General features: G+C 44.1%; 9 protein-coding genes. 6 read left to right on the forward strand and 3 right to left on the reverse strand.

Going from position 1 to position 14586, the window contains the following annotated elements:
- The first annotated feature begins 65 nt into the window (after nucleotides 1–65).
- The 4 genes from sixA to QUA54_RS29995 all read left to right on the forward strand — a co-directional run bounded on the left by sixA (nucleotide 66) and on the right by QUA54_RS29995 (nucleotide 4727).
- Nucleotides 66–560, forward strand: coding sequence for a phosphohistidine phosphatase SixA (gene sixA, locus QUA54_RS29980; protein WP_172189707.1), 495 nt, complete (start codon nucleotides 66–68; stop codon nucleotides 558–560).
- 234 nt (nucleotides 561–794) lie between these two features.
- Entirely contained in the window at nucleotides 795–1940 is a 1146-nt protein-coding gene (locus QUA54_RS29985) for a citrate synthase (protein WP_333189178.1), read from the forward strand.
- A gap of 600 nt (nucleotides 1941–2540) precedes the next feature.
- Nucleotides 2541–4151, forward strand: coding sequence for an AAA family ATPase (locus QUA54_RS29990; RefSeq protein ID WP_333418180.1), 1611 nt, complete (start codon nucleotides 2541–2543; stop codon nucleotides 4149–4151).
- Between the two features lie 426 nt (nucleotides 4152–4577).
- Nucleotides 4578–4727, forward strand: a complete 150-nt coding sequence (locus QUA54_RS29995) for a hypothetical protein (protein ID WP_333418182.1) — start codon at nucleotides 4578–4580, stop codon at nucleotides 4725–4727.
- 192 nt (nucleotides 4728–4919) lie between these two features.
- Here the strand turns inward: QUA54_RS29995 and argZ are convergent, their stop codons facing one another.
- From argZ to QUA54_RS30010, 3 genes are all read right to left on the reverse strand, one after another.
- Nucleotides 4920–7034 (reverse strand): bifunctional arginine dihydrolase/ornithine cyclodeaminase, encoded by a 2115-nt coding sequence (gene argZ / locus QUA54_RS30000; protein ID WP_333418183.1) that lies wholly within the window; start codon nucleotides 7032–7034, stop codon nucleotides 4920–4922.
- A gap of 377 nt (nucleotides 7035–7411) precedes the next feature.
- Nucleotides 7412–10174: a PAS domain-containing protein gene (locus tag QUA54_RS30005; RefSeq protein WP_333418185.1), complete on the reverse strand. Its 2763-nt coding sequence runs from the start codon at nucleotides 10172–10174 to the stop codon at nucleotides 7412–7414.
- A 569-nt stretch (nucleotides 10175–10743) separates the two neighbouring features.
- Nucleotides 10744–11682: a glycosyltransferase gene (locus QUA54_RS30010; RefSeq protein WP_333418186.1), complete on the reverse strand. Its 939-nt coding sequence runs from the start codon at nucleotides 11680–11682 to the stop codon at nucleotides 10744–10746.
- A 311-nt stretch (nucleotides 11683–11993) separates the two neighbouring features.
- Here QUA54_RS30010 and QUA54_RS30015 point away from each other — a divergent pair, with 311 nt between their 5' ends.
- Both QUA54_RS30015 and QUA54_RS30020 read left to right on the forward strand, forming a co-directional pair.
- Nucleotides 11994–13196 (forward strand): argininosuccinate synthase, encoded by a 1203-nt coding sequence (locus QUA54_RS30015; protein WP_333418188.1) that lies wholly within the window; start codon nucleotides 11994–11996, stop codon nucleotides 13194–13196.
- A gap of 213 nt (nucleotides 13197–13409) precedes the next feature.
- Entirely contained in the window at nucleotides 13410–13997 is a 588-nt protein-coding gene (locus QUA54_RS30020) for a Uma2 family endonuclease (RefSeq protein ID WP_333303447.1), read from the forward strand.
- The last annotated feature ends 589 nt before the right edge of the window (nucleotides 13998–14586 follow it).

A 14586-nucleotide genomic window follows, 5' to 3' on the forward strand; every position in this document is an offset into this window, starting at 1 on the left:
AGAAGGTAGGTATATCCTAGACCGCTCCTAGAAAAATGGGATAAAATGCCTGGAAGTATTGATATATGGTTATTTACCTGATCCGCCACGGTATCGCAGCCTCACCCGAAGAATACGATACAGATTCAGAACGCCCGCTTACTAAAGAGGGCGATCGTAAAACCCGGAAAATCGCCCAGCGGCTGTACGAACTCGAAATTCAGTTTGACCTGATTCTGACCAGTCCCCTACTGCGGGCGCAGCAAACCGCCCAAATCCTGCAAACAGTCGGTCTCAGTTCTAAAATAGAAGAATCCGCCGCCCTCGCACCTTCAGGAGACATCGGGAACTGGCTGGAGTGGTACAAACAGTGGCAGGAAATAGGTAGCAGCAGCTTGGCCCTGGTCGGCCACCAACCAGATTTAGGCCATTGGGCAGAAACTTTGCTTTGGGCTCGATCGCAAGATGCCCTGATTCTCAAAAAAGCAGGTATCATCGGCTTAATCCTCCCGGAAACCGGGTCCCCAGTGGGCCGCAGCCAAATGTTTTGGCTAACTCCGCCCAAGTTTTTGCTGCCCTAGAAACAGCGAACCGCCCTGACAGTAACAGTAAGCGCCAGCCCTCTTAAACCCGCATTCTCCGACGCTAAAACCGGGTTTGAGGGGCGAAAATAGGCAGCGGTGCGATCGGGTTCTCGGTTGAAAAACCCGATTTCTGAACCGCAATTAAATGATTATTTGTCAAGACTGTGACACTATCTTGGTTTCTGGTAATGTACTTTTAGTATTGTTCAACTCACACAAAACGGTATCGCAATGGTCGTCGGCGAATTCAAACCAGGTTTAGAAGGTGTTCCCGCCACCTTGTCCAGCATTAGCTACGTCGATGGACAAAAAGGATTGCTGGAATATCGCGGGATTAGCATCGAGGAACTAGCACTGAAAAGTTCCTTTGTTGAAACTTCATATTTATTAATCTGGGGGGTACTTCCGACAAAGGAAGAACTAGAAGCTTTCGAGCATGAAATTCGGTATCACCGCCGGATCAAATATCGCATCCGGGACATGATGAAATGCTTTCCTGAAAGAGGACATCCAATGGACGCCCTGCAAGCTTCAGCGGCCGCCCTGGGGTTGTTCTACTCGCGCCGAGCTCTCCCCAACCAGGGATACATTCGAGAAGCTGTAGTGCGGCTGCTAGCTAAGATTCCCACAATGGTAGCAGCGTTCCAGCAAATGCGACGGGGAAATGACCCGGTGCGGCCTAGGGATGACTTGAACTACTCGGCTAACTTTCTTTATATGCTCAACGAGCAAGAACCCGATCCGCTGTTAGCTAGCATTTTTGACACTTGTCTGACTCTCCACGCTGAACATACAATTAATGCCTCTACATTTTCGGCAATGGTAACAGCTTCGACGCTGACAGACCCTTACGGAGTGATTGCTTCAGCCGTTGGCACTTTGGCGGGGCCACTGCACGGGGGAGCTAATGAAGAAGTGATTGATATGTTGGAGCAAATTGGTTCGGTAGAAAACGTGCGCGCTTTTGTCGAGAAGAGCGTTGCAAATAAAGACAAAATCATGGGCTTCGGTCACCGAGTTTACAAGGTGAAAGATCCGAGAGCAACTATTCTTCAGAGGTTAGCGGAACAGTTGTTTGAGAACTTCGGCCACGATGATTATTACGACATTGCTGTCAAGTTGGAAGAAGTGGTTGAGGAGAACTTGGGTCACAAAGGAATTTATGCAAATGTAGATTTCTATTCTGGTCTGGTTTACCGAAAAATGGGAATTCCCATCGACTTGTTTACGCCGGTTTTTGCGATCGCCCGCGTTGCCGGCTGGTTGGCCCACTGGAAGGAACAACTAGAGGCAAACCGCATTTACCGCCCGACTCAAATATATACGGGAACTCACGGTGCTCCTTATATTGCGATCGAGGACAGGCTTCCATCCTAACCTCAAAGCTGTAGCCGTAGGGTGCGTCACCTTGCAAAAATCTGTCAATAAAAATCGACTTTTCGAGTAGCGACGCACCTTATCAAAATGTTGTTTTTTTTTCCTCATCTCTGGAAAAGAACAGGTGCGTCGCCATGATATTGTCGCTGTTGATGAAGGATTGTCGATGGCGACACACCCTACGGCTTAACTTTAGCTAGGGGCGATCGCCTAATCACAAAGTTGAGAAGATGATTATTGAGGCGATCGCTCTCTAAAACAAATCAAATCATTTGAGAATATTTGTTGTTGGGTGAAATAGCGATCGCTTAATCGTAAACTTCAACGGCAATATCGGTTATCGTGTCATCGAAGCCAATATTCGCGAGTTATTACATAATCCTGCGAGAGAGCAAACTTGGTGCTAACTCCATCAGATCGAAATATCAAACGCCTCATCCAATGTCTTGACAAAAAGTACGGTTATGCAATAGTTTTGAGCTATAAACATGATTGTACCGCAACTGCGATAGAATTATAAGTTGTAACGCAGCGCGCAGCTTGATCGGGACATTTTTCGCTTAATACATTCCAATTTCCCATCACGATATACTTTGCAGAATGAGAATTAAAAAGATCGAGTTAAAGAACGGTTATAAACGATTTCACCATTTAACAATAGATCTCGGTGATAATCCAAAAAGAATTGTTGCATTGGTTGGCCCTAATGGTTGCGGGAAAAGTAGCGTTCTTGACGGGATACTTTTCCATAATCACGCACATGAAGTAATTGGTGAAAAGGGCGATAAAGATTATAAATATCATTCAATGCACAAAGCCCTAAATTTTGACTACCAAAACATAGTAATTGATTTCGTCGAAGGATCATTTCAAGACGTTTGGACAGCCAAACGGCCAGAGGGAAAGCATAAAACTCTTATTTCATTTAGAAGTCCCTATCGTTACAACAGCAACCTTAACGTAACCGAATCAAGAGCTATCAACGAAATTCGTCTAAATAATTACGGGGCAAGTCTATCCTCTGATTTGGATGACAAGATGGAACAAAATTATAGACGTTTGAATATAAAATACAATAAATATTTGATCGATCAGGATTGCAGGCCTAGCGAAGCAAAGCAAAAAATAATCGGGGATTTGAATAAGGCAATCCAAAATTGCCTTGATTTGAGCGTCACCAGTATCGGTAATATTGAGGCTTCTCAGGGCACATTATATTTCAGTAAATCAGATCATCCGGGGGAATTTGAATTCAATGTTCTCTCTTCTGGCGAAAAGGAAGTTGTAGATTTATTACTCGATCTGTATTTGAGAAAAGACGATTTCGATAACACAATTTTCCTCATTGACGAGCCAGAGTTACATATCAATACATCAATACAGAAAAAGTTGTTGTTAGAAATTAACAAATTAGTCGGTGACAACTGCCAAATATGGGTAGCAACACACAGCATAGGTTTTTTGCGAGCATTGCAGGATGAATTGAAAAATGAGTGCCAGATAGTTCATTTCCCAGCAGGAGTAAATCTGGCATCAACACCGCAAACGATTACTCCAGCAGTAAAAAGCCGCTCGGAATGGCTTAAAATATTCGAAACAGCACTTGACGACCTAACAGGTCTTGTCAGTCCGAAACGAATTGTTTACTGTGAAGGCAGAGGTGAGCCGGGTGTTAATGGACAGGAAAGAGGACTTGATGCGAAAGTCTTCAATAACATTTTTGCTGACAAATACCATGACACCTTGTTTATTTCAAGCGGCGGCAACACAGAACTCGATCAACGTAGCGAAATTGCCATCGCAATTTTAACAAAAGTATTTTCAGAAATTGAGATATTGGTTCTAAAGGATAGGGACATTTCGTCAGGTAAAGAAACCTCGGAGCAAGATAGACAAGTATATCTACAGAATAACCCCCAAAACCACAGGGTTATCAAGCGGTGGGAAATTGAAAACTACCTTTATGATAAGGAAGTTCTGGCTAACTATTGTTCAGCCATTGGGAAGAATTTCAATGAGTCAGAATATAATGAGTTGGTTGCCGACATCGTTAATCAAAATATCAAAGATCAAACTGGTAGGATTAAGTCCATTTGTGAAATTACCACAAGCATCAATCCTGCGGATTTCAAGATCACACTTTCAAAATATATGAAGGAAGATATGACTGTCTATTCAGAATTAGAGAGATGTATATTTGACAGGGCATGATTGTTTGTTCAGAAGCTATACCCTAATTTTATTAAACGTAGACAATTAACAGGCTCAAACTGCGTTACAACAAGGCGCTGCACCCGACCGCCTACAGTCCGCTCGTTCCTCGCTCCCTTTCGGCGGCAGGTGAGCTTGGTCGTTATACCGAACCGATCGCTCCGTTTAAGTTATCTGTTTATAGCAGAGATTAAGCAAGCAAAAATAGTTGGCTTCGTTGTTGAGTTCGGAGAGGTTATCGGCGATCGTCCTCCAAAACACATCAAATTATTTGAGAATATTTGTTGTTGGATGGAATAGCGATCGCCAATCACAAACATGAGACGATAAAATGTTGAAGAGATCGCTGTATTCAACAGTCAAAAAGGCTTAATGGAAGAAGTTTTAATCTAATTTATCAACACAGTTGATACATCATCCAAAAAAATGCAAGAAGGCGCAAGCGTATCACAGCTAACTATTAGCCAATTTCAGTACATTGATGCAATTCATCAACTCCAACAACCGACCATTACCGAAGTAGCAGAAAAGCTGACAATTACCAAAGCTTCAGTTAATGTAGGGTGCGTCAGGTAAGATTATTTCCGATGCAAATCAACAATCTCAAAACAGACGCACCTCGCCAAACGGTGCGTCAGAAATATGCTTTCCGTACAACTTGAAAATCTCAAATCTGACGCACCCTACTAGACATCGCAAGAATTGCCTGTCTGGAACAGGCACGATGCCTGTTCCACAATAATTATGGGAGATGTCTACTAGCTAAATCTACACAGATTGAGTTACATGATGGCGGCTGGTCAATTTATCCAATTGATTCACCAACAAACTTAGGAACAATCCCACATCCGTAACAACTCCAGTAGATTCGATCGACCCCCGATCGCTCAATTTCGTCACCACCGCCGGATTAATGTCCACACAGACCATCTTCACACCCGCCGGCGTCATATTTCCCACACCAATTGAGTGCAGCATAGACGACAGCATTAACACCATATCTGCACCCCGTAACAGCTCAGTATATTCTTCTTGAGCCTTAACTAAATCCATTTGCGTGTCAGGAAGCGGCCCGTCATCGCGGATCGAACCCGCAAGAGAAAAGGGTATATTATGCTTCACGCACTCGTACATCACACCGTTAGTAACCAAGCCTGCTTCAACAGCTTTTGCAATACTCCCGTAACGCCGTACAGTGTTAATTATTTTCAGGTGATGGCGGTGTCCGCCGCGCACCGCTACGCCGCGTTTCATGTCAACTCCTAAAGAAGTTCCCATATTCGATTGTTCCATGTCGTGAACTGCGATCGCATTTCCGCCCAACAACGCTTGTACGTAACCTTCGCGAATCAAATGCGCTAAATGTTCGCCACCGCCGGTGTGGATGACAACAGGCCCCGCCGTAACTACAACTTTGCCACCGCGATCGCGAATTTGGCGCAATTCCCACGCTACTTGTTCTACTACCAATTCGACGCGGCGTTCGCTAGAAACGCTGCCCGACATAAAGCTGAATTCTTGAGAATTGCGCTGTTCCCGCGATTCTGTTTTGCGGATGGTGCGGATGCCGACTACATCAACAACTACTTTTTCTCCTACTTTTAAATCGCGCAATAATTTGCATTTTGCCACTGGGCCTTCTGCCGCTTCTGTAATAGCTACTGCTCCATCCATCCGCTGATTTTGTACCTTCACCCACTGGTTATTTACCCGCACTTCGGTGGGATAAATCGTACTCACATAAAAGTCGTCCGGGCCGACACCATCTTGCACTACCGGTTCTAAAATAGCGTCGCAAATCTCTTGCGGCGGGGGCACTGCACCCAAGTCAATCAGCAGTCCCATGATTTCTTCCATCACATCGTGGGAAGGAGCCGAAACTTTAACGTCCGCAGAAGATGTGCTTTGCCGCTGCTCTCCTAAATTGAAATTGAGCACCTGGAAACTGCCGCCGTTTTCGATAATTAAGTCTAAAGCGCGACTGATTAAACCAGCATCGAGCAAGTGACCTTCCATGCGAATTGTGCGGCTTTCTACCATCACGTTTGCCGATCGATCTTCTTGGACAGGTTCCGTTACCCGCAGCGTCAAACACTTAGCAGCACCGCCAGCTTTTAGAAATTCGCTCAGCGGCGTTTCAATCACTTGAAAACCGGCCTTAGTGATGCGCGTTTTCAAGGCTTCGCTAACCTTGTTCATTACCACAATTTTGTCAATATTGACGGCATTGCAGGCAAAATTTGCGGCATCTGCTTCTTCAATGGCAATGCGTTTTTCCGGCGCAACTCGCATTTCAATTAAGCGGTTTGAGTACGAGTCAAATGCTGCTGGATAGTAGAGCAAATAGCCGCCTGTCAGGGGACAAAAACAGGTATCTAGGTGATAGAAACGTTCGTCAACTAAACGCAGCGAAAGCACTTCAATGTTGAGCCATTTTGCTAGTAACGGGTGCGAGTCTAGTTCGGAACGGAAGCCGTATCCGGCCCACAACCAGCGTCCTTCGCGATCGAGCAAAGCATCGCCAGCGCCTTCAAACGGCAAGTCTTTCGGGAGTTCGTGCACGGTGAAACCTTTGCTTTCAAACCATGCTTTGAAATAGGGTTCTTCGCCTTGGCGTTCTTTGTGATAGAAACGGCTGAGGACGAAGGTATTGCCTAAAAGTAAGCCTGCGTTGGCGGTGAAAACCATATCCGGCCAGCCTTTTTCGGGCGGTACGAGGTCTACCACGGCGTTGTCTTTGAGGACGTGGTAGAGTTTTTCCCACTGTTCGACGGCGCGATCGCGCGATGATTTGTGGACATTTCCCTCCATCCACGGATTAATCACGTAGTCTACATCGTAGTGGTCGGGAGCGCACATGAGGAAGCGAATTGAGTCAGTCATAATTCAGTTAAAATGTGGTAGACGCTACAGCAGACGTATGTTGACAGAGTTTGTATAATAGCAACTGTAATATTCACTACTAATTTTAGCAGCGCAACGTCTGGAGCCTCTAAAGGCTAACTCTTTATTTTATCATGTTTAGGATGACATTAAACTAAAGGACAGGTCGTTCACAGGAAATACTAGATAAAATGTCAGGTTATGACGCACCATAGAATAGGTTCTGATAGACGATTAATATAATCTTTGTTGAATTGCCCCCAATATGACGGTAGGGGCGCGTTTACACTCGTTTCAGGCTTATATTATAGATTGTTGGTAAACCGGCCACTACAAGAATTATGGTTAATTTAGCGGGCATGATATAACTGCTTATCCTAAGTTTTAACTTTCAACTTTTGGAAAATCGGCAGTTCGATCGCAAATTCTGTCCCCCGGCCAACTTCTGAATGACACTCCAACTTACCGCCGTGGGCGTCTTTAACAATTTGGTAACTAATCGACAACCCCAAACCAGTGCCGCTGCCGATCGGTTTGGTAGTAAAAAACGGGTCAAACATCCTTGACTGAACTTCGGGACGGATACCGGGCCCGCTGTCAGAAATCCGCACACACACTTGATTGTCGCTGCTGACTTCAGTAAGAATGCGAATTTGGTTAACTTTGCAAGTACAGTTTGCTGATGACTCTTCCACAGCGTCGATCGCATTCGACAGTAAATTCATAAATACCTGGTTTAATTGAGCCGGATAACACTCGACTTTTGGCAGTTCGCCGTAATTTTTAATAACTTGAATTTCCCCACGTTTTACCTGTGACTGCAATCGGTGCTGCAAAATAACCAAAGTGCTCTCTATCCCTTCATGAATGTCTATTACTTTGCGCTCTGTTTCGTCGAGTCTTGAAAAGTTTCGCAAAGACAGCACGATCTGCTTAATACGGTTAGCACCTTCTTGCATTGAAGCCAGGATTTTAGGAAAATCCTCAGCGATAAAATCTACTTCTATTTCTGCCAATCTTTCGTCAATTTCGGCAACTGGTTCGGGATAGTGTTGCTGGTAGAGAGCGATTAATTCTACCAAATCGCGAGCGTACTGTGCGGCAGGAATAATATTGCCGTAGATGAAGTTGACGGGGTTATTAATTTCGTGGGCTACTCCCGCTACCATTTGCCCGATAGTTGACATTTTTTCGGCTTGAATGAGCTGGGATTGAGCATTTTTTAAGTCTTCCAGAGTTTGTTCTAGCTGTTGCGCTTTTTCTCGTTCTCGCTGTTCGCTAAGAAGCAAAGCTGCTTCGGCTTGTTTGCGATCGCTAATATCCATGACTGTTCCCAACAGTTTGATTACTTCTGCGGTTTCGTTAAAAACAGCTTCTCCCCTTCCTTCCACGTATAGAATTTGCCCGCTGGGATGCAAAAATCGGAACTCTTTTTTGTAAGAAATTCCTTGTGATATAGTCAGGTTGACAGTTTGTTGGAACAAGTCTCTGTCCTCGGGATGACACATCTTTAAAAGTTGGGCAGATCTTGGTTCAGTTGCGGTTGAGTCAAGACCAAAAATGCGGAATACTTCTTCTGACCAAGTAATTTTTTTAGTGACTAAATCAAATTCCCAACTGCCGATATGGGCAATTTTCTGGGCTGCTGCTAGACTAGCTTCGCTCTGCTGAAGTTTAAGTCGCTGTTTTTTATCTTGTTCGAGAAGATTGGCTTGAGCGATCGCAATTCCCATTTGTGCCGCCACACCTTTCAATAATCCGATCTCATCTTGCGTCCAGTGGCGGGGGCGATCGTACTGGTGCAAGCATATCATTCCGTTAGCTTTTCCCTGGTAGGAAGTGCGGATGGATATCATCGACTTCAAACCTATTTGACAGTACAATTCTCTGACGTTTTCTAGCAGAGGTTCGGCAAAAACATCATCAGCAACTACAGCTTGATCTTGGGACAATAAAAACTGAGTGTGACGATTGCCCTTTACTGGTATTTCTACATCTAAAAGCGATTTAGACGCGGTTTTTCTGTACTCAGCCACATTAAAAATGCGGGGATTTTGGTGTTCTGTGTAGGTGTGAATCAAGCAGCAATCGGCATTAAAAATTCGACCTATTTGGGCCGCCACTGTTTGAAAAATTTGATCCTGCTTTAAGCTGTAGCGAATTTCCAGAGTAATTGTTTCTAGCAGAAATCTTTGCTTGATTTGCCGTTCCAAAGCAGCTAAAGCTGTTTTAAGTTCGAGTTCCGCTTGTTTGCGATCGCTAATTTCAGTAGCAGTTCCCAGAATTTTCCAAGGTTTGTCGTCCGCTGTTCTGGCAAAAACGGTATCCCGACTCAAAAACCAACTATATTCACCGTTTTTGTGCTGAATTCGGTACTCAAACTCAAAGCTTTCACCGTCTTTTGCTGTCTCAATCCTGCTCATGTGTTCTGAGAGTCCCGGCAAATCGTCAGGGTGTATTAAGTTATGAATAAATGCTCCTGCCATCTGTTGTATTTCTTCAAGGCTGTAGCCAATATCGCTATAAATTTCGCGGTTAATATACAGAGTTCGCTGTTCTATCAAATCGTAAACGTATAAAAGATTAGGATTCGTTTGAATTACGGCCGACAGCCAGCGTTGGCTGTCTCGGAGTTCTGCTTCGATCCGCTTGCGTTCTTCTATTTCTGCTTGCAGTTGCGCATTTTGTGCTAAAACTTGCTTATAAAGCCGGCTCAGAAGCAGTTGATTTTCGACGCGGCTCACCACTTCTTCTGTTTGAAACGGTTTAGCAATGTAGTCTACTGCCCCCAGCGAAAAAGCTTTTACTTTATCAAAAACTTCATTTAAAGAACTGATAAAAATCACAGGAATATCTTTGGTTTCCGGACAAGCTTTTAGCTGTTCGCAGACTTGATAGCCATCCATACCTGGCATCAGAATGTCCAGCAAAATCAAATCCGGTGGACTCGATAGAGCAAAGTTGAGAGCCAATTTGCCATCCCGTGTCGGCCGAACTTTATATCCCCGCTTAGACAAAAGCTGGGATAAAAGCCGCAAGCTTTCTGGGTGGTCGTCCACCATTAAAATATTTTCTTGTAAGACAGTGTTTTGAAGTGTAATAGTTTCTAGTCTTGGATCTTTACCGTCAGTTGTATTCACAGCAGGCTCTCGAACTATTAAATTTTATTTTTGGGAATATTTTTTAAAGCTATTAACCGCTTGTACCTCACACTTCCCGGGAAATTAGCACAACTATCGGCTATATATAGCGTACTCCTAAATCATCTATCATAATATCAAAAATAAGCGTCCTTTGAAAATGTTTGCGGCTCAAATTATCGCAGTCAATCGAGTGAAAAGCAGAGCTTGCTCAAAGCAGAGGCTAAGCAACTTTGATTAAACATAAAACTTTTACAGTGTCTATAACCCGGTTTCGCCTGCATTTACCGAGTGACTCGGTGTTAGGTTTTTTCAGTAGATCTACTTACTCTAAACGCCAACTAAACCAGCCATGACTATTCGTGTCAACTTAAGACTAAAATCCTTTGTCTGTCTTGTTTGTATCCAAGTCTTGAACCCCCTAAATTGCCCTTTTTAAGCAGGGCTAGGGGGATTTAGGCATAACTGTAAAACAGTATACCGTTACTACATTGGAACTTCAATTGACACCAATGCGCCCTGAAAAACTCCTACAATATATTATATTTTATTTGCGCCATCGGGCTGATTTATGGTATCTTTGTCTCGGTCTGCAATTCCCCGCTTGCGGCGTACACGGCTTTAACGTTATACCAATTCAGAAAAATCCGAGCAATTTCTAAAGCTAACTGCGGCTTGCCCTGGTCAATCAACCACTGCAAAAAAGGAGTCATCGTCCGCTCGTTCAGCATCCCGCCCAATGATAAAACTCCCCAGAGTATTTGGTGCAAAAAAGTCATTTGTATCATCATTCGCACTTCCCAACTTGGGTGTTTTTCATAAAACAAAACTCCCATTCTGCCCCGCTGAATTTCTCTGTCAATCATGCCCGGAATTTGCTCTAAACTAAAAGGTGGATGCCAGTGATATCCGACAGCAGCCGGACATTTAATCAGTTTCAAACCTAACTTTTTTAACCTGACACCCAATTCTAAATCTTCCCATCCGTACAGTTGAAACCGAGTGTCAAACAGTCCAGCAGCCAGCAGCCAGTGGCGGGCGATCGCCACATTTCCCGTAGCAAAATAAGCCGCCGAAAAATCCGTTATTTTGTAAGGTTCGGAAGTAGGATTGTCGAAATTGCAAGTATTAATCACGCTGCCGTAAGTAAAAACCGCATCAGTATCTTTGTAACCCTGTAGCAAAGCATCGGCGTGTGCTTGCAAAAAATGCTCTGTTACCACCAAATCGCTGTCAATAAAAATAATCGTATCGCCCTTAGCATCTTCAACGCCCAAATTGCGGGCCGCCGCCGGGCCTTGGTGACATTGGGCGATCGATCGCACGTGAGGCAACAAGTCCGCATCTGCCGCCAACCACTCCAGCGTCCCGTCCGTCGAGCCGTCGTCCACGACAATTACTTCATACTCTCTGACAATCTCACCGAACTGCTGATTTTCCAAAGCCAGCAGACATTTTGCCAAAATCGGTTTACGATTGTACGTCGGAATTACAACACTAAAAAACACGCCTTTTCCCCATTGCCACAGTTACCGTATCCCACGGTAACAGATTTTCCGCAGCAACTCCCCCGCAAAATAGCAAAGTTTAGCAAAAAAAGAATATATAAATCTGTACTATTTCTGACAAGAATCGATCTCAATTAGGTGCATAATGAAAAGTCGGTTAAATCGGATATCTTGCACCATTCTCAGAAACAGGCTTTCGGGCCTGTTCCACACAAATTAAATTTTCTTGTGGGTTGGGCATCTTGCCCGCCCCGGAGCGGGATTATAGTAAATGGTGCAAGATGTCAGTTAAATTCAGGATGTAAATAGCAATGAGTCGCGCTAAAAAAGTTGTGCTAGCATATTCGGGCGGAGTCGATACCTCCGTCTGCATTCCTTACCTCAAAAACGAGTGGGGTGTGGAAGAGGTAATTACTCTGGCCGCGGATTTGGGACAGGGAGACGAATTAGAACCGATCCGCAAAAAAGCTTTGGCATCCGGTGCTTCGGAATCGCTGGTGATCGACGCTACCGAGGAATTTGTCAAAAACTATGCGTTTCCAGCAATTCAAGCTAACGCACTTTACGAAAATCGCTATCCCCTTTCTACGGCGCTGGCTCGCCCGCTAATTGCTAAATTGTTAGTAGAAGCTGCGGAAAAATACGGTGCAGATGCGATCGCCCACGGTTGTACGGGTAAGGGAAACGATCAGGTGCGGTTCGATGTGTCGATCGGCGCGCTCAATCCCAAGATTAAAATCTTAGCACCGGCGCGGGAGTGGAAAATGAGCCGCGAGGAAACGATCGCATACGGCGAGAAATGCGGCATTCCGTCGCCCGTGAAGAAGTCTTCGCCTTACAGCATCGATCGCAACTTATTGGGAATGGCAATTGAAGCCGGAATCCTCGAAGATCCTTGGGCGGAACCGCCGGAAGAGGTCTATTTGATGACAAAGGCGATCGAACAAACTCCCGACACACCCGAATACATTGAAATCGGTTTTGATTGCGGAAATCCTGTCAGTTTGAACGGCAAAGATTTATCACCAGTCGCCTTAATTTCCCAACTCAACGAAATAGTGGGAAATCACGGAATCGGGCGCATCGACATGATTGAAAACCGCCTAGTCGGGATTAAATCGCGGGAAATTTACGAAACACCAGCGATTTTAGTGTTAATGCACGCGCACCGGGACTTAGAAAGTTTGACCCTGACAGCAGATGTAACGCGATACAAGCGAGGCATCGAAGAAACCTACAGCCAAATGATTTACAACGGTCTTTGGTACAACCCTTTAAAAACAGCTTTAGACGCATTTATTCAGGACACGCAAAAGCGAGTAACTGGAACCGTGCGCCTCAAACTATTCAAAGGAAATGCCACAATTGTCGGTCGCAAATCCGAAAATTCCCTGTACAGTTTCGACTTAGCAACTTACGGCGCAGAGGACGAATTCGACCACAAAGCTGCCGAAGGATTTGTCTACGTTTGGGGACTGCCAACCCGCATTTGGTCGGAGAAGAATCGAGGTTAGTGTTAATTACAATCGGATTAGAAACCCGATGTTAACCTGCCGAAGGTCATTCGGGGCTACACAAACAAAGTCCGCCTTCGCGGACTAAGAGTAGGGTGGGCATTGCCCACCTTATTTGTTAAAGTATAGATCAAATAATTTAAAAATCCTAATGAGTTTTGTATAATAGAAGTAATCGGCATCTACAATCATAAAAAACTCAATAGAAAGCCAATGATTGCCAATCAAAGCCAAAATTATATCTCACCGGAAGAGTATCTGAAATTAGAAGAACTCAGCCAGATTAAACATGAGTATATTCAGGGCGAAACCTACGCAATGGCGGGTGCTACTGAATCTCATGTGACAATATGTGTCAACTTAGTCAAAACACTTACCGATCATGTCCGGGGCAATGGCTGTAAGCTCTACACTGGAGACATGAAAGCCCGAATTGATACAGCAAATATCTACTACTATCCTGACGTGATGGTAAGCTGCGACGAGCGAGACAGAGCTTTTAAATCTTTTAAAAAATACCCTTGTTTAATTATTGAGGTTTTGTCTGATGGAACTGAAGGATTCGATCGCGGAGATAAGTTTGCTGATTACCAGAATTTAGAAACGCTTCAAGAGTATGTGTTAATTAGTCAAAAGCGGCAGCGAGTAGAGTGTTTTCGTCGCAATGCAGAAGGATTGTGGGTTTTGTATTCCTATACTGAAGGAAGCGAAATTCACTTGGCTAGCGTGGACTTTCGCGCTAGCATGGATGCTATTTATGAGGATGTTACATTTACCAACGAAGATATTGTGGTGGATTAACCAGGCTATAATAAGTATAAAAATTAACCCCTGCAAATATGCCAAAATATTTGACAATTACAACATAAGCGCAACAACAACTGCTAAAGTGGCCCGATGACTTAGCAGCAGAGCCAGCTATCATCACTAAGGATGGGAAACCGGCAATCATTGTGCTCAGTTTTAAACAATTTGAATCTCTGTTAGGAACCATATAAATTCTCTACGATCGCAAATTTATGGTTTAGTTACAATGCGGCATTCAACCAGCCCATAGGGGAAAAATAATAGACTTACAACAGTTAAAAGCAGATTTTAAACTTTGAGAACACTAAAAAATGGAGCCTGTAGAATATCGAGTTATTGTGACTCCACAAGCGCGGCAACTATTTGCTGAAATCAAAAATCGACGGAAGCAACAATAACTCTTAGTAAAATTGGAGAAACTTAAGCACGAGCCAGAAAAGCAACGTAAAGCTTTATCAGATGTCAAACGCCTCAGTTGTGGGAGATAAGACTTCTACTTTATATGACAATACGGTTCAGTTAAGGGCTATCCAGTGCTTAAAACAATAAATACAGGAGGATTCATTATGATTCCAGTACCTCT

The sequence above is a fragment of the Microcoleus sp. MOSTC5 genome, from assembly GCF_036701825.1.
Lineage (GTDB): Bacteria > Cyanobacteriota > Cyanobacteriia > Cyanobacteriales > Microcoleaceae > Microcoleus > Microcoleus asticus.